The sequence below is a fragment of the Pantoea sp. Fr+CA_20 genome (assembly GCF_024520835.1).
Classification (GTDB): domain Bacteria; phylum Pseudomonadota; class Gammaproteobacteria; order Enterobacterales; family Enterobacteriaceae; genus Pantoea; species Pantoea allii.
The window spans coordinates 279,266-301,184 of the sequence record NZ_JALNPN010000005.1; the positions used below are offsets into that span (position 1 = coordinate 279,266).

Sequence of the window (21,919 nt, forward strand, 5' to 3'; positions counted from 1 at the left end):
GCCTTGCAGGATCTGCGCGTTAGCATGATTTAACGGCTCTCGATGCAGACACCGTTGGTTGTAAATTGAGCTTCATTCTCTGGAGATACTGATCACTATGTTGCAACTTTCGGTTGTGCATCGCTTGCCACAGCGGTTTCGCTGGATTAGCGATCGTCGTGGCGTGATTGAAACCGACGATGTCGGCTCAGAAGAGCATGATGTGATTGCGCTGCGGCTGATCAGCCATGATGGCGTCCCGGCCTGGGAAATTCTGCACGAACTCAAAGACATGCTGGCAGCCATTCAGGTGGACGGAAAAATCGCCGAGTGCGAAGGGCAACCCTGCCTGTTTATCCGCCGGTGTGATGAGAGCGCCACAAACTGCTGCCTGAAAAATCAGGGCGTGGCTATTGCGGAAACCTTTATTGGTCACTGAGCGTGACGGAACCCAGCAACTCGCGGGTATAAGCCTGTGCAGGCGCGGCAAACAACGCTTCACAATCGCCTTGTTCAACGACCTCGCCCTGACGAAGTACGATCAGCTGATGGCAGAGCGAGCGTACCACTTCTAAATCATGACTGATAAACAGATAGCTCAGTTGACGCTGTTGCTGTAATCCGCGCAGCAGGGTCAGAATCTGTTTCTGCACTGAGCGGTCAAGCGACGACGTCGGTTCATCCAGTACCAGTAGTTCCGGTTCAAGAATCAGGGCGCGCGCAATGGCAATGCGCTGACGCTGGCCGCCTGAAAATTCCGCCGGATAGCGATGGCGGCTCTCTGTATCCAGACCCACCTCTGTCATTACCGCGTTAACCCGTTCATCCTGCTGGGCCGCACTCAGCTGTGGATAATGCACCGCCAGGCCTTCGGCGATGATCTGCTGCACCGTCATACGGGGATTCAGCGCAGAATTAGGGTCCTGAAACACCACCTGAATACGGCGACGTAACGGCAACAGTTGCTTTCGTGACAGCTGATGCAGCGGCCGATCGTCAAACCAGACCTCGCCCTGAGCCGCAATAAGACGCAGCAGGGCCAGGCCCGTAGTGCTTTTGCCTGAGCCAGATTCGCCCACCAGCCCCAGACTTTCTCCCCGTTTCAGGCTAAAACTGAGGTTATTTACGGCGATTTTCTCGCCCGTTTTACGTTTAAATAACCCCTGGCGCAGGGGAAAACCGACGCGCAGATTATCCACTTTCAGGATAACCGGCGTCGCTGCAGGAAGGGGCACGGCACGCCCTTCCGGATCGGCCGCCAGCAGTTGCTGGGTATAAGCGTGCTGTGGCTGCGTGAGCAGCGGTTGGCTGCGGTTGTGCTCAACCACCCGTCCAGCGCGCATCACGCTCACGCTGTCCGCCAGTTGGCGAACAATTTTCAGGTTATGGGTAATAAACAGCATCCCCATATTCAGTTCCTGTTGCAGTTCGCGCAGCAGGTTAAGGATTTGCGCCTGAACCGTTACATCCAGCGCAGTCGTGGGTTCATCGGCAATCAACAGTTTCGGCTGGGTGAGCAGGGCCATGGCTATCATCACGCGCTGGCGTTCTCCCCCGGAGAGCTGGTGGGGAAAATCATTCAGGCGCGAGGCCGGCTGGCGAATGCCGACGCGATCCAGACAGCGCAGTATTTCTGCCCGCGCGGCTTCACGTCGCATCCCACGGTGTAGCGAAAGCACTTCGTATAACTGTTTTTCAATACTGTGCAGAGGGTTCAGGGACACCATCGGTTCCTGAAAAATCATGGCCATCTGATTACCGCGCAGACCGCGAAGCCGTTGCTCCGATGCCTGTAGCAGGTCTTCCCCAGCCAGCAGGATTTCCCCCTGGGGATAGGTCACCGCGGCGTCATGAAGCAGGCGCATGATCGACAGGGCAGTAACGCTTTTCCCGGAACCGGATTCGCCTACCAGAGCCAGGGTTTCACCCGCTTCAACGCGCAGCGAAACATCCTCCACCACCTGATGCAACTGTTTGCCCTGACGAAAGGCGACGGAGAGATGATTAACAGCAAGCAGCGGGGCGCTCATTCAGACTCCTTTACTGGGATCAAAAGCGTCGCGCACGGCTTCGCCAATGAAAATAAGCAGCGACAGCAGAATCGCCAGCGTGAAAAAGCCAGATAAACCCAGCCACGGTGCCTGCAGGTTATTTTTACCCTGTAGCAGCAGTTCACCGAGAGAAGGCGAACCAATCGGCAGGCCAAAGCCGAGAAAATCGAGCGAGGTCAACGTGGTGATGGAACCGCACAGGATAAAAGGCAGAAAAGTCAGTGTGGCCACCATGGCATTGGGTAATATATGGCGCAGCATGATCCGTCCGTCACTGACGCCCAGCGCCTGCGCGGCGCGAATATAGTCAAAGTTACGCGTACGCAGGAACTCAGCGCGTACCACGCTGACTAAACTCATCCAGCCAAACAGCACGGTGACCAGCAGCAGCCACCAGAAGCTGGGCTGGATGACGCTGGACAGTAAGATCAGTAAAAACAGCGACGGCATGCCGGACCAGACCTCAATCAGGCGTTGACCAATCAGATCCACTCTGCCACCAAAATAGCCTTGTATCGCGCCGATCACGATGCCAATCACGCTGGAAAACAAGGTTAGCAGTAAGCCGAACAGCAACGAAATACGCAGGCCGTACAACAGACGCGCCAAAACGTCGCCACCGTTCGCGTCAGTGCCCAGCCAGTTTTGCCATGATGGCGGAGAAGGGAAGGGCACCTGTGACGCAAAATTAATGCTGTTGGCACCAAAGCGAATCGGTGCCCACAGCGCCCATCCCTGCTTTTCAATACGCTGTTGCAACCAGGGGTCCTGATAATCCGCTGCGGTAGCAAACTCGCCACCAAAATCACTTTCGCTGTAGTTGAAAAATAGCGGGGCGTACCAGCGTTGCTGATAATGCACCAGCAGCGGTTTGTCATTGGCGACTAACTCGGCACACAGGGAAAGAACGAAGATAAGCAGAAAAATCCACAGCGACCAGTAGCCTCGGCGGTTATGACGAAAGCGCTGCCAGCGCTGCTGATTCATCGGGGAAATGTGCATTACCGCCCCTCAAAATTAATGCGTGGATCAACCAGGGTATAGGTTAAATCGCTCAGGATATTCATCAGCAAACCAATCAAGGTGAAAATATACAAGGTGCCAAACATCACCGGATAATCACGCTGGACGGTAGCGTCAAAGCCCAGTAAGCCCAGGCCATTCAGCGAGAACATCACCTCAATCAGTACCGAACTGGTAAAAAACATGCTGATAAAAGTGGCGGGAAAACTGGCAATCACCAGCAGCATCGCATTGCGAAACACATGGTGATAAAGAATGCGCCGTTCCGAAACGCCCTTGGCCCGGGCGGTGACCACATACTGTTTTCGAATTTCATCAAGAAATGCGTTTTTAGTCAGCATGGTTAAGGTGGCAAAACCGCCAATCACCGTAGCCAGTACCGGCAGCGCGATATGCCACAGATAATCGGTTACTTTGCCGTACCAGGGGAGCGTATCAAACTGTGGAGAGGTCAGTCCGCGCAAGGGGAACCAGTCGAAATAGCTGCCGCCCGCAAACAGAACAATCAAGACAATGCCAAACAGAAACGCCGGGATGGAGTAGCCAATGATAATGAAGGTGCTGCTCCAGATATCGAACGTGCTGCCATTACGCACGGCCTTTTTAATGCCCAGTGGAATCGACACCAGGTAGATGATCAACGTACTCCACAGGCCAAGGCTGACAGAAACGGGCAGGCTCTCTTTGATTAACTGCAATACGGAGGCGCTGCGGAACAGGCTGTCGCCAAAGTCGAAGCGCACATAATTCCACAGCATCGTAAGATAGCGTTCCCCGATAGGTTTATCGAAGCCGTAACGTCGCTCAATTTCTGCGATAACTTCGGGGTCGAGACCGCGCGCGCCGCGATACTGATTATCCCCAGGCGTGAGACGATGCAGGCTGGCCTGCGTACCGCCGCTGTCACCGCCGCCCGCACCGGGCAGCCCGCTGGTTTGACCAAACTGAATATTTGCCAGCGCCTGATCGACCGGGCCACCTGGTGCTATCTGTACAATAAAAAAGTTGAGCGTAATGATCGCCCATAAGGTAGGAATAATCAGTAACAGTCTGCGTAAAAAGTAACGTGCCAACCGGGCTCTCCTCAGCGTCTGTCGGCCGGCAGTCGCCCGGCTTTATTCACGTCATACCACCAGTTATCCACACCTGTGCTGTAGGCAGGTTTAACGGCAGGATGGGAAAATTTATCCCAAAAGGCAAGCCGCTGCTCGGCGCTATACCACATCGGGATCATATAAGCATTCCACAGCAAGATGCGGTCCAGCGCCTGTCCCAGCGGCAGCAACGCGTCGGCATCGTCCTGATGAGCGATAATTTGTTTGACAACATTATCGACCATGGGATCTTTTACCCTCGCCGTGTTCCACGAAGACTGGATATAGTCCGACTGCCAGTTGGCCTGAAGATTGCGTGAGGGCGTCGGCATAGCATGATAAATATTACTGACCATATCATAGTCGCCGCTACGCAGGCGGCGCAGGTATTGCGAGCTGTCAATCTGGCGCAGGGTTAACGTGATACCCAGCCGCGACAGACTATGCTGATAGGGAAGCGCCCATTCACTATTCACACCGGCAGGCAGCAACAACTCTAGGGTAAAGGGCTGCCCGGTTTTATCGTTCACCAGGCGCTGGTTGTGGATATGCCAGCCAGCCTGATTCAGCAGTGACATGGCCTTAAGCAGGTTAGCGCGATCGTAGCCGCTGCCGTCAGTTTTCGCGGGCGCATAGGCTTCAGTGAAGACTTCAGGAGGTAACTGTGATTTGAACGGTGCCAGTATTTTCCGCTGTGCAGCATCAGGCACGCCTTGCGCCGCGTACTGCGTATTCTGGAAATAACTGCTGGCTCGCTTAAAAGCATTATAAAACAGTGCTTTATTCATCCATTCGAAATCAAAAGCCAGCGCCATTGCCTGCCGTACCCGGCGATCGTGAAACAGGGGTTTTTCATTATTCAGCGCCAGCCAGCGCGTATCAATTGAGGCCGTATTCGGCGTGGTCTCTTTAACGATCTGCTGATTATCGAAGTTACGACCCAGATACTGGGTGGCCCATTTCTTCCCCGACGTTTCTTCGCGGAGATCAAAGGCACCGGCTTTGAATGCCTCAAACGCAACGTTGTCATCCAGATAATAGTCATAACGCATGACATCAAAATTGAAACGGCCACGATTGACCGGCAAATCCGCCGCCCAGTAGTTTTTGACCCGACTGAATTCAATAAACTGGCCCAGTTTCCACTTACTCACGCGATAAGGCCCGCTCGACAACGGAGGCTGGCTGAGCGGTTCATTGAATTTTTTATTCTGCCAAAACGTTTGAGATATCACTGGGAGCGTCAGCAACCCCAGCATCAGGTCTTTATCCGGGGCCGGTAAGGTGATTCGTACCGTCTGGGGGTTAAGGGCTTTAATTGTTACACCACGATAAAATATTCGGAACTGTGGAACGCCCTCGGTCATAAATTTTTGGAAAGTAAAGGCCACATCGTCAGCCGTGATGGGAGAACCATCGTGAAACTGTGCGCGGGGGTTAAGCGTAATTTCCATCCAACTGAAGTCATCAGGATGTCGTGCTGATTCAGCAATCAGCGGATAGTAGCTGCTGGTTTCGTCATCCGAGGTAGTGAATAAGCTGTCATACAGTGGCCCGGTACCGACGCCAGGGTTGCCTCGTGAGGCATAACGGTTGAAGTTATCGTAAGTGCCGATGACCGACAGGACAATTTTGCCGCCCTTTGGTGCCGCAGGATTCACATAGTCATAGTGACGGAAGTCTCTGGGGTACTTCGGCGATCCCAGTTGAGCAAAGGTGTAACTTGTCTGAACGGGAGAAGCATGCAGCGGGGTGATGAGCAAGCTACACAGCAGCAAAATGACAAAGCGGAGCGGCATAAGGGATGTTCTCTCCTGTGAGTGTCTTGCACCGCAGCGATAATCGACGGTGATTAACGCGAGGGTTGACTGTTTTGACGTTGAAAATAGTCTCTTACCTGCTCTGGACGTAACGGCCGACTGAAGAAATACCCCTGTAAATGGGTGACGCCGCGGTTGATCAGCCAACTGGCTTGTTCATCGGTTTCCACACCTTCAGCCACGCTCATCAGGTTGAGCCTTTTAGCCAGTTGTAACACTGTATCCAGCACGGGTGAAGTGATCGTTTCGGTGCCAATACTTTGCACAAATCCACGATCGATTTTCAGATAATCAAAAGGGTACTTTTCAAGATAGATTAGCGCACTGTGCCCGGTGCCAAAATCATCCACTGCGATTTTAATTCCCCGCTGATGTAGCCAGTGAAACAGTTCAGTTGCATTGCCGTTTTCAACTACGGCCCGTTCAGTGATTTCGAAGACGTACTGAAAATGATCGTGAGGCATATTGTCCTGCCAGTACAGGACATCGTCACGGAAACTGCAGGCGCTCAGATGCAGGGGGGAAATATTTAAGCTGAGGCAGGTTCCTTTGGGCAAGCTATGACGTAGCTGGTGTGCATCGCGGGCGACCAGTTCAAACAGGTGTCGGGTCAGGGGGATAATTTGGTTTTGTGCTTCAGCGTAACTGATAAAAATATCGGGTGAGACCGTTTCACCGGACGGATGCGTCCAGCGTAGCAGCGCCTCCATACCGTAAGATTTGCCATCCTGAGCCGTAATTAAAGGCTGATACTCGACGCGAAATTCACCACGCCGGATGCCCAGAGTAATTTCTTTACCGGGTCGCTGAACCCGGGTCAGTAAAAACCAACACGTACAGCCAGCGAGTAATGACATCAACAGGCTACTCAACATAATGGTCTGGAAATCGCCTGCGGATAAGGTTGAGCCGTAGAGTGCAAACTGGAACGGCAGCCCGTCCATAGTGATCTGCGTTAACGGTGGAGGGAGTTGATGATTTCTTACGAGAGTGGTTTGCCAGCTGGTCATCGCGGTATTATGCGCGAGTATCGCAATCCCGGTAATTTCAGGATGCGAGGACGCTTTTATTTGGTAATCGGCCAGGCTCAGATTCAAGGTGGTAAAGATGCCGGACTGTAGGGTGCCGGGTTGCTTGATCCATATCGCCAGTACCGGTTTCGTCGGCTGCATAGGGGTACCCGGCAATAAACGGATATCCCGGTCGCGTGTGGTATCGGTACGGGCCGAAATCGCGCTCAGTGGCTGAAAAAAGCTGCCGGTGGCTGAAGAGCAAAAGGCGTTACCGTCTTTCACTAAAATGATGGCGCGTATGTCGCCGGCAAACGCGGCACGTGCAGTTAACTCATGATTGCCGATATAGCATTCTGACTGGACGAACGGAAGCAGGGGAGAAAGGGTATCTGTAATCAGCGTCGCCACGTGACGCTGGAAGTCGTTGCTGCTGTCGATGAGCAACTGCTTATGTTGATTTTCCCGTTGATGTTGGGTCTCGGTAAGTAAAACAGAGGTTAACAACAAAAAAAACAGACTGCCAACAATCGCGCTATTCCACGCGATTCGACGAGGATAAGTTGCCTGGCGTATCAGCGCCCGCGACAATGGCATGAAGTGCTTCCCCTGATCAAAATACAAAACTTAATGGTGCGCAATCGCCCGAATATTTGCGTCTGAGAATATAACGAGTCTGTTAATAATGTCTCGTTATTATTTTGATAAACAAGTATTTTTACGCGGATTCGAGGGATTCAAAAAAAAACGCTGCAAAGGCAGCGTTCTGTTTTTCTCTGGCTGAGAGGACGTTCGAGAGTAGCACTAGCTCGGGTTTTTACTTAAGACCCGGCGAGCTTCGCTATAACGCTTTTTCCAGTAGTCTTCATTAAGGCTGGAGATCATGACACCGCTACTGGTTGAGGCGTGAACAAAATTGTCATTGCCGAGGTAGATACCCACATGGCGACCAGTGGAGCCTGCACGAAACAGAACTAAATCACCTGGACGCAGTCTGGTGCGAGAAATTTCTTTACCCGTTCCCTGCTGCTCGGAGGTGGAGCGGGGAAGATCTAAGCCAAACTGTTCGCGGAAAGTGCGCTGAACGAAAGCGGAACAATCAATACCACGCTTGGTATCACCGCCAAGACGGTAACGTACACCTTTCCAGCTTGCGTATTGCTCCATGATGCGCGACTTAACGTCGACGTTACGCACCATCTCTTCGAACTCATCCTGAGACGCTTGAAGTAAAAAACCATTCTGGTTGTTAACTTCATGATTCTCGTTTTTTACGGTGTTATGGGTACTGCTACAAGCTGAGAGAAGTGTTGCCAGCGCCAGAGCGGGCACTATCCGCCAGATATATCTCAGTATTGGTTGAGACTTGACCATTATACGGGTTTTCCTTCGAAGTCCTTACGACAAGATTGTCGCCAGCCAGATGACAAAACGGAATGAGATTAATAAGCCAGTCAGAACAAGACAATGCTTTAATTATAAAATTGTGTAAATCACCACATTTTACCGATGAAAGCGTGCTTAATACTGCTACTTCTTTCTCACTGCGACCGAGATTAACCGATTACAGAGGCCGTGGCGAGAGCTTTTAATCAAATTCTGATAGGTTTTTTTGATACTTATCAAACTTAAATAACTTGTTCACTTTATCAACAGTTATTCAGGGCTGATAACCTGAGGAAAGGGATGATCTGGCGCTAATTCCAGGCATAGTGCGGGTTAACAGAAGCACGGCAGCGCCGCGAGCGTCGCGGGCTGACGCTAAATGCTGGATTATCATAGGGTTCAGAAAAGGGATTTCTAGTTAGCTTGCTAATTATTTCATTCGGTTTTTTATAAATAAGGGCGGTTTATAATGTAAACATTATTCCGCCCGGGCTAATGAATTACTGTTGGGGTTTATTTTTACCCGGTAATTTGTGATAAAACCAATTAACCAGGTAATCACTTGCCGGGGTTAATAACCACCAACTCAATCCCACCAGCGTAACCGAAAGTGATCCAACGGCAATATCGGTAAACCAGTGTGCACCAGCCATTACGCGTGGAAGAGAAAACACCACCACAATGACCACGCTGACTAAAAATGTGCGAAAGCCAAAATAGCGCCACATAAATGCCGCGAAGATCATCAGCATCATGCCATGATCGCCCGGAAAACTGTCTTTAGACGCGTCTTTGGCTGGAATGCCGGTCAACTCACTGACGCGATGAACCCCTTCAAAAAACAGCGTTGGACTGGCGTGCTTCACCGGTAGCAAATGACCGGCCTGATTCAGGATGACGGCTGTCAGCAACATCGTAATGCCAATGGCCAGCATACGGCGTCGGCCTGTCGGTGTTTCCCGTCGCCATAGCCACAGATAGAGCAAGCCCATTACCAGTAATGACACGGCGTCAAAACCGCGGAAGTTGGTAATCGCGACCAGCAGGGCAAAGCCCGGGTAATTAACCATCTCATTATTGAAAGCGAAGAAAATCCCTTTATCGATATCAAACCAAAACCCATGACCGGGTGGTAAATACCAGGAAAAAAACAGCATCATTCCCAGTGCATTCAGCAGCAGGATGGTGACAAGGCGTGTTGCGTGCATAATTCTGCCCTAATAAAAAATAACCGCCGACCTTAACCATGTCAGCTTAAACGAATCTTCAACAAAGCGGATTGTAGACTATTCCAGTCGGCAGATGAGGAATGAATCATCTCAACGCGGCTGTCAGGCGGGGTTGAACCCAGTATTTCAATATGAAGGTCTTCTCCCTGACGGTTAATGCTGACGGCACCCTCCGCAATGCGCAGCACGCCTTTAACCCGATCGACAGGGGCAAGCCGCGCCCACTCCAGCAACGGCAGAGTATCAAACACCGTTTCATCATCAAAAATCCAGCCACAGGCAACATAACCCTGACCCTGATTGACCGCCCGACGCCAGGTTGCGTGCCCGTCGAGTCGCATTGCGGCAATACCACTGGCCGGGGCTGAGTGATGATGATGGTGGGCCGGATGCGGAATGGCGCGCGCTTTCCCTTGCGGCCTGTCGAGCAAAGTGAGGGGAATCTGACCAAACTCGGCAGTAACAAACTGACGATCGTCCTGGTGTGCGGCAAGCCACTGCTCCAGGCGCTGCCGATCGGCTTCGCTCCAGCGATCGCGTTTATTGCCGACAATAATGTCGGCGGCGGCCAGTTGATCGCGAAAGTTTTCATTTTTCGCCACGCGTTCATCATTAAGCTGCCGTGCATCCAGCAGGGTAAGCGTTGCCTGCAGTTCGAGCCAGGGCTGATAAACCGGCGAGGTCAGCATCTGTAATAACTGGCGCGGATGGCCCAGTCCAGTGGGCTCAATCAGCAGGCGATCGGGTTTATTCTGCTTTATCAGTCGGTTTAACCCGACCTGCATGGGCAGTCCGTTGACGCAGCACATGCAACCGCCGGGTATCTCTTTCAGGATGGCACCGCTGTTGGCGAGTAACGCACCATCAATACCAACTTCACCGAATTCATTCACCAGCACAGCCCAGTTTTCCTCTTCGGGCTTATGCGCTAACAGATGAAGCAGCGTGGTGGTTTTACCACTGCCCAGAAACCCGGTAAGAAGGTTAACGCGCGTCATGCCAGCGGCTCCTGTAAAATAAAGACGGTGATATTGTTATATTATAACATTATTTAGCCGCCAGCCTGTAACGCAGGTAATTAGTCTGCGCGCCCCATATAGCGACGTTCTGCCACATGGATTCGGATGCGATCACCGTTGCTGAGGTACTCCGGTACCTGAACAACTAAACCGGTACTCATCCCGGCAGGTTTGGTGCGGGCACTGGCTGACGCGCCTTTAATACCGGGCGAGGTATCCACAATGTCCATGTCCACGGTTTGTGGTAATTCCAGCGCCAGAACCTGTCCGTCCATGGTGAGAACCTGAATGCCGGGAATGCCACCTTCCGGAATGAACAGTAGCTCTTCTTCTATTTGCTCTTTTTTGAAGGCGTAAGGCGTGTAATCCTCATCGTCCATAAAGACGTATTCATCACCGTCAATATAGGAGAAGGTGACGCTGCGACGGCTCAGAGAGATGGCCTCGATAATCTCGTCGCCTTTAAAGCGTTCTTCGACCTTCATCCCGGTACGGACATCGGTAAAGCGCATTTTATAAAGCGTTGCCGCGCCGCGCGCGCTGGGGCTCTGGACGTCAATATCCTTGACCAGCAGCAGTTTTCCATTGTGGGTAACGGCCATTCCTTTTTTAATTTCATTCGCTTTTGGCATTGCTGTTCTCACTCGCAAAGTAATAGTGCGCGCAACGTTACTCGCGCGCCTCTTAACAGGCAAGATAGCGCGAAAAATTTTGTTGTCGATAGCGAGTGTCAGGGCAGAACAGGCCCGTTGTATGAGTAGATAAGCCGGGTTTTACGAGGTCTTCCCCTTGCAACGGCGATTTCAGCATAAACCGCAATGCGGTTCGCTTAGGCGTTAACCTCTTTTTCTGTAAAGGTGATGTCGGCGTAATCCCCATTCTGTTATCGTCCGCGGTTTACCCTATCCCGGATGTGAAAGATGGAATGTCGTACAGATTGCGGTGCCTGTTGTATCGCCCCCAGCATTTCCTCGCCCATTCCTGGCATGCCTCAGGGTAAACCCGCTAATACGCGCTGCATTCAGCTCGCGGATAATAACCTCTGCAAAATTTTTGCATCTCCCCTGCGGCCAGACGTGTGCGCGGGACTTCAGCCATCGGTTGAGATGTGCGGCAGCAATCGTCATTACGCCATGGAATATCTGATTCACCTTGAGCAGAGCACCGCGCCATAACCTTTTTCGGCCTCCCTGTTGTTGAGCTATCACCGCGCGTTTGGTTTTTCCTTCTGTCCGTTCCAAAATCAGGCTGTTAACGATGCGCTGACCAGGCTCTCGGTGGCGCATGGCCAAACCCGGATGATGGCGATGTAACTGACTTCCTTATCGGTGTGCTGTTGCCTGGTTAAGGGGATAACTCTTCAAGCGACTTTTCTTTGGTTTCAATCGCGAACAGCAGGGTGATCACGCCACCGATCAGGGCAATGACGGCGAACGTGATAAAAACAAATCTGATCCCAAAGCCAGACACAATAAACCCCACCATTAATGGCCCAACAGATGACCCGGCGCGTAGCCAGGCGCTGGAAAAGGCAGTACCTGTCGCCCGAAGCCGGGTCGGATAGAGTTCGGCAGAATAGAGATAAAGTGAGAAGGCGATAGTTTGCAAAATGGCATAGGCGATGCTGCCAAAGATCAGTATCTGCCAGGGCGCATTAGCCCCTAATACACACAGCACGATGAGCGGAATAATGGCCAGCATAAATGCCCAGCTGTACCAGCGCTTACGCCCCACGTGATCGATTTTAAAGGCACAAATTACAGAGGCAATGACGCCGCAGGCCGAGGTGATCCACCCATAGGCCAGGCTGGTTTCTAACGGCAGGTGGAACAGGGTTTTATACATGGTTGGAAACCAGGTAACCATACCGTTATTGATGGTATAAACCGTCAACCACAAACCCCACAGCATAAACGTCCGGGATTTGTAGATACCTGAGAAAAGGGCTTTCACCCCGCTGGATGAGGCGGGTATCACCGTTACAGGTTTAATGACGGGCTCGGGTAATGGCATACCACGACGTACAGCTTCTGCCTCGAAGGACTGGACCACTTTTTCAGCCTGTTGATGGCGGCCTTTAGAGACTAACCAACGCGGAGATTCCGGCATTAACCAGCGCAAAGGTGCCGCCAGGGCTGAGGGGATCAGGCCAATGAGAAACATGATTTTCCAGCCATAAACCGGCACCAGAAAGAACCCGATAAGGCCGGCACACATCATGCCAACCGGAAAGATAACTTCATACAGCAGAAAAAAACGACCGCGTTTCTTTGCACCGACAAACTCGTTGATATAGGCACTGGCGACCGGGACCTCAGCACCAATTCCCAGCCCCTGCAAAAAACGGATAACCAGAATCGACCAGCCGTTCCAGGCGAACAGGCAGGCGGCATCCATGATGACAAACATAATGATGGTGATACGCAAAACACCAATCCTGCCAATTTTCTCTGCCAGCGTACCAAAAAAGAGTGCACCTACCAGTTGCCCGATATAGCTTGCTGCAATGATCAGACCGACAAATGTCGGCGTGAGCCCCCATTCCTGCGTCAGTTGTGGCAGGGCAAACGCGATAGCAATAATGGTATAGGCATCAAAAAAAGTGGACAGCCCCACCACAACACGAATAGCCATTAACCGGCGTGTGATGGGCAATCGCTCAAGCCGCGCCAGTAATACAGATGAATCGGCGGGACTGGCGTGGGAAGCGATAACCTGAGTTGACATAGTGACACCCTGTTTAGTGATGGATAGGGGGCAAACGTGCAAGACAACGACCGTGCCGGAGCCATGCGTTTGCCGCCCACTCACTGATGGTTATTGCATAAAAAAATATGCAAACTGATAATATGAAAACGTTAATGCAATCGTTTTCACATGGGTTATCGTTGGTTTAATATTCTGCTGCGTCAATCAAGCGGCATAGTTAATTGTTAACGAGTTCACATTCCGCTCTCAGGCAATCAAAAAAGCGTGAATCAGGTCATACTCTTTCTCATTGAGTTTGCGGAGAGGCTAAGACGGGGGAGAACTATAAGAGCGTAATGGCTGAAAATGGCACCTTGTGAGCATTAAGAGAAGGATAAGTGCGGCCCCCAGGCAGTGCATGTTAACCGCGTATCCCGTTGTTATCGCGTCTGTTGTATATTGTTGCCGTCTGCAGATGGATCTTTGCCACCCACATTAATCCCCGGAGTGATATATGGATCAGGAAAGCCAGGAAAAGGAACAGTCGGATAAAAGGCTGATAACGATGCGTGATGTTGCCAATGCCGCAGGCGTAAGCATTTCAACCGTATCGCGAATTCTGGATGAAAGGCTTCCACAGTCAAAAAGCGCGTCAGCTGAAAAAGTTCGCCAGGTTGCTCGTGAACTTGGCTATCGGCGCGATTATGTTGCCTCCAGCCTGCGAAGGGGCGATACCGGTACGCTTGGTGTACTGGTTCCCCGTATGACGGATGCGGTGACGGCGATGTTGTTTGAGGCTATCGCCACTGCTGCCTCACGACGCGGCTACTTTGCCATCGTGGCGACCTGTGGTGACGATCCGCAACAGGAAAAAGCGTCCGCTGAATCTTTACTGGACAGACGCGTCGACGGACTGATTCTTTCAACCTGCCGTCTGGGCGATCCGCTTCCGCAGACGCTGCGGGAACGCGAAATACCGCACGTACTGGTATTGCGCACCGACGGCGTGAGTCCCTCTTCCGTGGGTGATGACGAAATGGGCGGCTACCTTGCCGCGCGCCATCTGATCGATTTAGGCCATAAAAAAATCGGTATGATTGGTGGACCGGATTTTGCTTCTAATGCATTGAATCGTCGGAAAGGTTTTGAACGGGCAATGAAGGAAGCCGGTTTGTCTGTTCGACCAGAGTGGTGTCGTTCCTCTGACTTTAATATCCAGTCGGGCGAAGAGGTGGGTTCGTCGATGTTAAACCATTCCTCGCGGCCTACAGCGATTTTTGCCGTCAATGACGAGATTGCGATTGGCGTGATGGCGGCGGCGCATCATGCAGGGATCACCATTGGCAAAGAGTTGTCACTGGTAGGATACAACGATATTCCCCTCGTCAGCCGGTTGCCTGTCGCCTTAACCTCAGTGCGTACGCCACTGGAACATATTGCAGGTAATGCCGTGGATATGCTCATCAATGGCAGGAATGAACCACATTTATCGACCATTATTCCCACGCTAATCCCGCGAAAATCCACCGCTTCCCCTCATTAGTAGCCCGTCTGACCAATGACTGCATTGCGAGAGTAATGCGGTCATGAATCCTCTGCGATCTGGATCGCAGACAATGATTTTCTCCCTGGATGTTTTGTGATGGCTGCCGCACTTATTAACAGTTGCCGGTTGACGCGATGAGATTACATTGCGAATTTAACTTACGTGAAAACGATTGCAGTAACGGTTGCATTTATTTTTCATCCTGACTGCACTTATGATTAAACGTCTATTACATCAAGGAGTTAATTATGATTAATATCGACCTCAGAGGCTTAACCCCTGCACCTGTTACCCCATTCACTCGCGAAGGAAAAGTTGATTTTGACGCTATTCAACGTCTGGGCAGCTGGCTGGGAAGTATTGACGGCGTAAAAGGGCTGGTGGTCCTGGGGCACGCAGGTGAGGGCACGTTTCTGACCCAGGATGAGCAGGCCGACGTCATTCGGGCATTTGTAAAATCCGTTGAAGGCAAGATCCCCGTCATTGCCGGTATTACTGGGGAAGGAACTGAAGTGGCGGCACGTGAGGCAAAACGCGCTGTTGAGGCGGGGGCGGCTGCCGGTTTACTTTATCCTTCACACGGCTGGTTGCGTTTTGGTTATCAGGACGGCGCGCCACAGGATCGCTATCGCGTCGTTTATGAAGAGAGTGGCTTACCGCTTATTTTATTCCAGTATCCGGACGTCACTAAAGCCACCTATAACCTGAAAACACTGCTGGACATTTCCGCTCAGCCGGGCGTGTTTGCGATGAAAAATGGTGTACGCAACATGCGTCGTTGGGATACTGAAATCCCTGTCATCCGCCGTGAACGTCCCGATCTTCAGATTCTGACCTGCCATGATGAATATCTGCTGCATACCATTTTTGATGTTGATGGCTTTTTGGTGGGCTACGGCAATATTGCACCTGAGCCACTGATTGAAATGATCAATGCCGGTAAAGCGCAGGATTATAAGAAAGCCCGTGCATTACATGACCGACTGATGCCTGTGACTAAAGCCGTGTACCATCGTGGTTCACATATGGAAGGCACTGTCGCACTTAAACATGCGCTGGTTGCGCGTGGCATTCTGGAACATGCCACTGTCCGTTCACCGCTGTTACCGCTGGGTGAAGGTGCGGCAGAAGAGATTCACGCGGCAATGCGTGCTGCTGAGCTGGGTCGGGTGAAATAAAACGGGCGAGTCTGGCAGGCAGGACGCCTCAATGTGGGAACTGCCTGTCGTAACGACGTAGCGCGATTCAACGTATTTCTCTGAGATGTCCCGGTCTGCTTACCGGCAGGCATCCAGAGAAATCATGCATCAACGCAAAAAGAATTTACGCCCCTCAGTGCACCCGATGCGCAGAAAACGGTTATTAAGCCGTGTTCCATTTCTCTGTAGGACATATCGACAAATAGCCTGATACAGCCTTGCGCGGGGAAATGAAGCCTGTACCGGTATTGAGTGTGGGCGGTAGCTGTGTAAAACGCAGTCAGAAGGAATGGAATCATGCTAATACTACAGTTTATGACCGTGCTTTTTTTCCTGTTTTTGGGCATGCGTATTGGCGGCATCGGTGTGGGGTTTGCAGGCGGGGCGGGAGTATTAATGCTGTGCGCGCTGGGTGCCACACCTGGCGACCTGCCGATGCTGGTAATGATATTTATCATGGTGGTGATTGTCGCCATCTCGGCCATCTCGGCCATGCAGCAGGCAGGAGGCATTGATTATCTGGTGCAACTGACCGAGCGTGCCTTGCGTCGTTATCCGCGTCTGTTGGTGATTACGGCGCCACTCTCAACCTGGTTATTAACCATGATGGCCAGTACAGGGCAGGTATCTTTTGCCTGTATGCCCGTGATTGTGGCAGTGGCTAAAGATAATCATCTTCGTCCAACCCGCGCATTAGCGCTTTCCGTCGCCGCATCGTTACTGGGCATTGTGGCATCACCCATTTCGGCAGCCGTGATTTTTTTCTCTGGTATTCTGGAACAGGGGCCGCACGGCTGGGGCTATATAGAACTGATTGCCGTGACCATTCCAGCCACCTTCATGGCGCTCTTATGTTCCGCATTGTTTTACCTGTGGTGGGATCGCTTACGTCACACTGACCAGCTTGAACATCAGGATAATGCGGTGAAAACCGTGCAGCTAACGCATTCCGCTATTCACGGCAGACGTTCGGTTCTGATTTTTATTATTGGCCTGGTGACGGTGCTGATTTATGCCATTATCAGCAGCCCCAAACTGGAAATCATTACTCGCCCTGTGCTCAATAGCGGACAGGCGCGCATTGCCGTGATGTTAGCGGTGGCAATGGCTATCGTCATGTTCTGTCGGGTGAATGTGCATACGATTCCGGGGTCGTCGGTGTTTAAAACCGGTATGACGTCTTGTATCTGTATACTTGGCGTGGCCTGGCTGGGTTCCACGTTTATGGAGAGCAATCGCCTGTGGTTAGAGGATATGGCCGCGCGCTATTTTCTGGATTCCACAGTGTTACTGGCACTGATTATCGTACTGGCATCATGTTTTCTCTATTCTCAGGCGGCATCGACCAAAATTCTGTTTCCGATGGCCTTGAGTATGGGCATTGTGCCCGCCACACTGGTCATCTGTTTTCCGGCAACCGCGTCCCTGTTTATCTTGCCTAACTATCCCACGTTGCTGGCCGCCGTTGCGCTGGATGATACCGGCTCCACTCGTCTGGGCCGACGAGTAATCGATCACCCGTTTATTTTGCCAGGTTTACTGGCCACCGGCTTGTCGATGCTTTTTGCCGCCGGTTTAGCCATGCTGTTCTAACCTTTAGCCTCATCCTGGGGATTAACGTGCGGTCCATGCTGTTGTGCACGTGCGGATGGCCTATCACTGTCGGGCAAGGTGCCTTCCTGATCTTAAGGTGACTGTGTTTGCGGCGTCAGCTGACGCTGCTGAAATCCTCCTGAAAAGACTGACCTTGTGTCGTCCAGACTTCAGCACTATTTTTAAGATAATTTCCCAACCTCTCTGAATTGTGCGTAACGTCAAAGATCTGTTATGTCGTTTACGCATTTTCTTGCCTGTAAAGCCAAGCTGAATAACAATCCCTGAAACGTTTCAGCGTTGCTGTAACAACCTTCACGGGTTCAAACAGCAAGTTCCAACACCAATGAGCTGAAACGATTCAATCAGCAAGCGAGGAGAATTATGTTCCAGCTCGAATTGCAGGCCATCCATACCGGAGCCAGCGCCCAAAACAAAGAAGATGCGATTCGTCAGGTTGCGGCGGCACTTACCGCTGCAGGTAACGTGGCGGAAGGTTACGTCAATGGCATGCTGGCGCGTGAGCAGCAAACCTCAACCTTTTTGGGTAATGGTATCGCCATTCCTCATGGCACCACCGACACGCGCGATCTGGTGCTGAAAACCGGCGTTCAGGTCTTCCAGTTTCCACAGGGAATTGCCTGGGGTGACGATCAAACTGCCTATGTCGCGATTGGCATTGCCGCGAAATCGGATGAACACCTGGCGTTGCTGCGCCAGCTGACCCATGTACTCAGCGACGACAGCATTGCTGAACAGCTCAAAACCGCCTCCGCCGAGGATCTTCGTGCGTTGCTGATGGGTGAGAAGCAATCAGCAGAATTCAGCTTCGATACATCGTTAATTACGCTGGACGTTAACGCACGCGACCTGATGACATTGCAGGCACTCAATGCCGGACGCTTACAGGCCGCTGGCGTGGTCGATGCCAGCTATGTTGCCGACGTGGTGTCAGGCAATCCCTTAAGCCTGGGTCAGGGTATTTGGTTAAGTGACAGCGGCAAGGGCAATCTGCAAAGCGGAGTGGCCGTCAGCCGTGCGGCGAATGCCTTCGAGCACCAGGGTGAATCCGTGGCGATGTTAGTAAGCGTGGCCGCTGTTGATGAACGACCATTAGAGGTCCTGGGCTATCTGAGCGCACTGTTACAGAACAATAAAGCCGACCGTTTGCTGAAAGCGGATGCAGCAGGCGTTTATGCCCTGCTGACCAGCGAAGTTGACGAGCAGGCAGATCAGCTGACGGCTGAGTTTACTATCCGCAATGAGCATGGCCTGCATGCGCGCCCGGGCACGGCGCTGGTGAGCGTGATCAAACAGTTTAATAGCGACATCACGATTACCAACCTTGATGGCAGCGGTAAACCGGCAAACGGACGCAGCCTGATGAAGGTCGTCGCGCTGGGCGTGAAAAAAGGCCACCGCCTGCGTTTCACTGCCAGTGGTGAAGATGCACAGCAGGCGCTTAATGCCATTGAAGAAGCCATTAACAGTGGTTTAGGTGAGGGGGCGGCATGACCAGACGTGTTGCAACCATCACGTTGAATCCTGCGTATGATTTAGTTGGTTTTACGCCCGAAATTGAACGTGGCGAAGTCAATCTGGTGAAAACCACCGGTTTGCATGCTGCCGGTAAAGGCATCAACGTTGCCAAAGTCCTGAAAGATCTGGGCATCGACGTGACCGTTGGCGGTTTTCTCGGCAAAGACAATCAGGATGGCTTTCAGCAACTCTTCAGTGAGTTGGGTATCGCCAACCGTTTTCAGGTCGTCAATGGGCGTACGCGCATCAACGTCAAGCTTACCGAGCAAACCGGTGATGTGACCGATCTTAACTTTTCTGGCTTCCAGGTCACGGCGCAGGACTGGGATCGCTTCACCAGCGATTCATTAACCTGGCTGGGTCAGTTTGACATGGTCTGCGTGAGCGGCAGTCTGCCTGAAGGCGTCGATCCCGATGCCTTTACTCGCTGGATGACTGAACTGCGTACGCATTGTCCTTGCATCATCTTTGACAGCAGTCGCGAAGCGCTGGTGGCGGGCCTGAAGGCCGCGCCCTGGCTGGTTAAACCTAATCGTCGCGAGCTGGAAATCTGGGCAGGGCGCAAACTCCCTGCGCTCCAGGACGTGATTGACGCAGCGCATGAGTTGCGTGAGCAGGGCATTGCACATGTGGTGATTTCTCTGGGCGCAGAAGGCGCACTTTGGGTCAATGCCTCAGGTGAATGGATTGCTAAACCGCCGGTGTGCGAGGTTGTCAGCACCGTTGGCGCAGGTGACTCCATGGTAGGTGGCCTGATTTATGGCCTGTTAATGCGTGAATCCAGTGAACATACGTTACGTCTGGCTACTGCGGTAGCCGCGATGGCTGTCAGCCAGAGCAACGTCGGCGTTACTGATCGTACCCAGTTGGCCGCAATGATGGCGCGCGTCGACTTACAACCCGTTAACTGACAGCAGGAGAGCGATAGTGAAAACGCTGCTGATAAAAGATCCTTCAACAGGACTGGCTTCTGCCTACATGGCAAAACAACGCCTGGCTGCTGCGGCTGCGCAGGCTGGTTTAACACTAACCGAAAACCCGGCAGAGGCCGAGCTGGTGATCGTCACCGGTAAAACTGTGCCGGATGATGCCGCGCTGAACGGAAAGTCCGTTTGGCTGGGTGATGTACAACAGGCGGTCAGCGAACCTGAACAGTTCCTGAATCGTGCTAAGGCTGAAGCTAAGCCCTGGCAAGCCAGCGCGGCAGCACCTGCCGCGGCTGTTGCCTCTACCGCTGCGCCAGCGAATGGACCAAAACGCGTCGTTGCCGTGACCGCTTGCCCAACGGGCGTCGCGCATACCTTTATGGCGGCCGAGGCTATTCAGACCGAAGCCACCAAACGTGGCTGGTGGGTAAAAGTGGAAACCCGCGGCTCTGTTGGCGCGGGTAACGCGATTACGCCTGAAGAAGTTGCCGCAGCCGATCTGGTGATTGTGGCAGCGGATATCGAAGTGGATCTGGCAAAATTTGCGGGTAAACCGATGTATCGCACCTCAACCGGTCTGGCGCTGAAAAAGACCGCACAGGAGCTGGATAAAGCGGTTGCAGAAGCGAAGCCTTACCAACCTTCTGGCTCGCAAAACAGTCAGCAGGAAGAGAAGAAAGAGGGCGGCGCGGGCGCTTACCGTCACCTGTTGACCGGCGTGTCTTACATGCTGCCAATGGTTGTGGCGGGCGGCTTAAGTATCGCACTGTCGTTTGCTTTTGGTATCACGGCCTTTAAAGAGCCAGGTACTCTGGCGGCGGCGCTGATGCAAATCGGTGGCGGCAGTGCGTTTGCACTGATGGTTCCGGTTCTGGCGGGCTTTATTGCTTTCTCTATCGCGGATCGTCCTGGTCTGACGCCTGGACTGATTGGCGGTATGATCGCCACCAGTATTAACGCGGGCTTCCTTGGCGGTATTATCGCAGGCTTTATCGCAGGTTACGCTGCCAGGCTGATTAGCGGCAAAGTGAAGCTGCCACAAAGTATGGAGGCGTTGAAGCCCATCCTGATTATTCCGTTGTTTGCCAGCCTGATCACCGGTTTACTGATGATCTATGTGGTGGGTAAACCGGTCGCGGGCATCATGAGTGCTTTGACCCACTGGCTGGCTAATATGGGTACCGCCAATGCGATCCTGTTAGGTGCTATCCTGGGTGGCATGATGTGTACCGACATGGGCGGTCCGGTTAACAAAGTGGCTTATGCGTTTGGCGTTGGGCTGCTGAGTTCACAAACCTACGCGCCGATGGCCGCGATTATGGCGGCCGGTATGGTGCCACCGCTGGCCATGGGTCTGGCTACGCTGGTTGCGCGTCGTAAATTTAATAAAGGTCAGCAGGAAGGCGGTAAAGCCGCGCTGGTTCTGGGTCTGTGCTTTATTTCAGAAGGTGCGATTCCTTTTGCAGCTCGTGATCCGATGCGCGTCCTGCCATGCTGTATCGTCGGTGGTGCTGTGACGGGTGCAGTCTCGATGGCGATTGGTGCCAAACTGATGGCACCACACGGCGGCCTGTTCGTGCTGCTCATCCCTGGTGCGATTACCCCAGTGCTCGGTTATCTGATGGCGATTTTGATTGGTACAGCGATTGCCGGATTAGGCTATGCGGTACTGAAGCGTCCTGAAGAAGAGCTGGCAAAAGCCTGATAGTTAAGTTAAAAACGAAAAAGGAGCCGCAAGGCTAATGCCGATCATTTAAGGATCGGTTGACCGATCCAGTGGCAGGTGTAAAAAGGGTTCATGTTCATCATGGACCCTT

Annotated in this window: 18 protein-coding genes; 8 read left to right on the top strand and 10 right to left on the bottom strand. The window is 52.4% G+C overall.

Annotated elements, in window-relative coordinates; genetic code table 11:
- Positions 1-97 precede the first annotated feature (97 nt).
- The gene (locus NR177_RS09665) at positions 98-418 is read left to right on the top strand and encodes a hypothetical protein (protein WP_063880240.1); all 321 of its coding nucleotides are present in this window, start codon (positions 98-100) and stop codon (positions 416-418) included.
- Here NR177_RS09665 and yejF read toward each other — a convergent pair.
- The 9 genes from yejF to yeiP form a co-directional block, all read right to left on the bottom strand.
- The gene (yejF, locus tag NR177_RS09670) at positions 405-2,009 is read right to left on the bottom strand and encodes a microcin C ABC transporter ATP-binding protein YejF (protein ID WP_109717391.1); all 1,605 of its coding nucleotides are present in this window, start codon (positions 2,007-2,009) and stop codon (positions 405-407) included. The genes NR177_RS09665 and yejF overlap by 14 nt on opposite strands.
- Positions 2,010-3,032, bottom strand: coding sequence for an ABC transporter permease (locus NR177_RS09675; protein ID WP_109717390.1), 1,023 nt, complete (start codon positions 3,030-3,032; stop codon positions 2,010-2,012). It lies immediately after the preceding gene.
- On the bottom strand, positions 3,032-4,126 hold the full coding sequence (locus NR177_RS09680) for a microcin C ABC transporter permease YejB (RefSeq protein WP_063880237.1): 1,095 nt from the start codon (positions 4,124-4,126) through the stop codon (positions 3,032-3,034). The genes NR177_RS09675 and NR177_RS09680 overlap by 1 nt, the downstream gene beginning before the upstream one ends.
- A gap of 11 nt (positions 4,127-4,137) precedes the next feature.
- A complete protein-coding gene (locus tag NR177_RS09685) occupies positions 4,138-5,946 on the bottom strand; it encodes an extracellular solute-binding protein (RefSeq protein ID WP_256852784.1) in 1,809 nt (602 codons plus the stop codon).
- 53 nt (positions 5,947-5,999) lie between these two features.
- Positions 6,000-7,574, bottom strand: coding sequence for a cyclic di-GMP phosphodiesterase (locus NR177_RS09690; protein ID WP_172898265.1), 1,575 nt, complete (start codon positions 7,572-7,574; stop codon positions 6,000-6,002).
- A 207-nt stretch (positions 7,575-7,781) separates the two neighbouring features.
- Positions 7,782-8,351, bottom strand: coding sequence for a bifunctional murein DD-endopeptidase/murein LD-carboxypeptidase (mepS, locus tag NR177_RS09695; RefSeq protein ID WP_063880235.1), 570 nt, complete (start codon positions 8,349-8,351; stop codon positions 7,782-7,784).
- 512 nt (positions 8,352-8,863) lie between these two features.
- Complete coding sequence (locus NR177_RS09700; RefSeq protein ID WP_256852785.1) at positions 8,864-9,571, bottom strand: phosphatase PAP2 family protein; 708 nt, start codon at positions 9,569-9,571, stop codon at positions 8,864-8,866.
- Positions 9,572-9,612: 41 nt separating this feature from the next.
- The gene (locus NR177_RS09705; RefSeq protein ID WP_256852786.1) at positions 9,613-10,590 is read right to left on the bottom strand and encodes a GTP-binding protein; all 978 of its coding nucleotides are present in this window, start codon (positions 10,588-10,590) and stop codon (positions 9,613-9,615) included.
- 80 nt (positions 10,591-10,670) lie between these two features.
- Positions 10,671-11,243 (bottom strand): elongation factor P-like protein YeiP, encoded by a 573-nt coding sequence (gene yeiP, locus NR177_RS09710; RefSeq protein WP_063880232.1) that lies wholly within the window; start codon positions 11,241-11,243, stop codon positions 10,671-10,673.
- A gap of 288 nt (positions 11,244-11,531) precedes the next feature.
- On the opposite strand from yeiP, the gene NR177_RS09715 reads away from it, so the two are divergent.
- On the top strand, positions 11,532-11,786 hold the full coding sequence (locus tag NR177_RS09715) for a YkgJ family cysteine cluster protein (RefSeq protein WP_096010852.1): 255 nt from the start codon (positions 11,532-11,534) through the stop codon (positions 11,784-11,786).
- 169 nt (positions 11,787-11,955) lie between these two features.
- Here NR177_RS09715 and NR177_RS09720 read toward each other — a convergent pair whose 3' ends face one another.
- Complete coding sequence (locus tag NR177_RS09720) at positions 11,956-13,338, bottom strand: MFS transporter (protein ID WP_063880230.1); 1,383 nt, start codon at positions 13,336-13,338, stop codon at positions 11,956-11,958.
- Between the two features lie 475 nt (positions 13,339-13,813).
- Here NR177_RS09720 and NR177_RS09725 point away from each other — a divergent pair, with 475 nt between their 5' ends.
- The 6 genes from NR177_RS09725 to fruA all read left to right on the top strand — a co-directional run bounded on the left by NR177_RS09725 (position 13,814) and on the right by fruA (position 21,807).
- The gene (locus tag NR177_RS09725; protein ID WP_241567707.1) at positions 13,814-14,842 is read left to right on the top strand and encodes a LacI family DNA-binding transcriptional regulator; all 1,029 of its coding nucleotides are present in this window, start codon (positions 13,814-13,816) and stop codon (positions 14,840-14,842) included.
- Positions 14,843-15,093: 251 nt separating this feature from the next.
- The gene (locus NR177_RS09730) at positions 15,094-16,023 is read left to right on the top strand and encodes a dihydrodipicolinate synthase family protein (protein WP_063880228.1); all 930 of its coding nucleotides are present in this window, start codon (positions 15,094-15,096) and stop codon (positions 16,021-16,023) included.
- A gap of 318 nt (positions 16,024-16,341) precedes the next feature.
- Positions 16,342-17,637 carry an anaerobic C4-dicarboxylate transporter family protein gene (locus tag NR177_RS09735; protein WP_256852787.1) on the top strand — a complete coding sequence of 432 codons (1,296 nt, stop codon included), beginning with the start codon at positions 16,342-16,344 and terminating at the stop codon, positions 17,635-17,637.
- A 384-nt stretch (positions 17,638-18,021) separates the two neighbouring features.
- Complete coding sequence (gene fruB, locus NR177_RS09740; protein ID WP_063880226.1) at positions 18,022-19,152, top strand: fused PTS fructose transporter subunit IIA/HPr protein; 1,131 nt, start codon at positions 18,022-18,024, stop codon at positions 19,150-19,152.
- Positions 19,149-20,087 (top strand): 1-phosphofructokinase, encoded by a 939-nt coding sequence (fruK, locus tag NR177_RS09745; RefSeq protein WP_063880225.1) that lies wholly within the window; start codon positions 19,149-19,151, stop codon positions 20,085-20,087. Before fruB ends, fruK begins: the two co-directional genes overlap by 4 nt.
- 16 nt (positions 20,088-20,103) lie before the next feature.
- Complete coding sequence (fruA, locus tag NR177_RS09750) at positions 20,104-21,807, top strand: PTS fructose transporter subunit IIBC (RefSeq protein WP_172898257.1); 1,704 nt, start codon at positions 20,104-20,106, stop codon at positions 21,805-21,807.
- Positions 21,808-21,919: the final 112 nt, after the last annotated feature.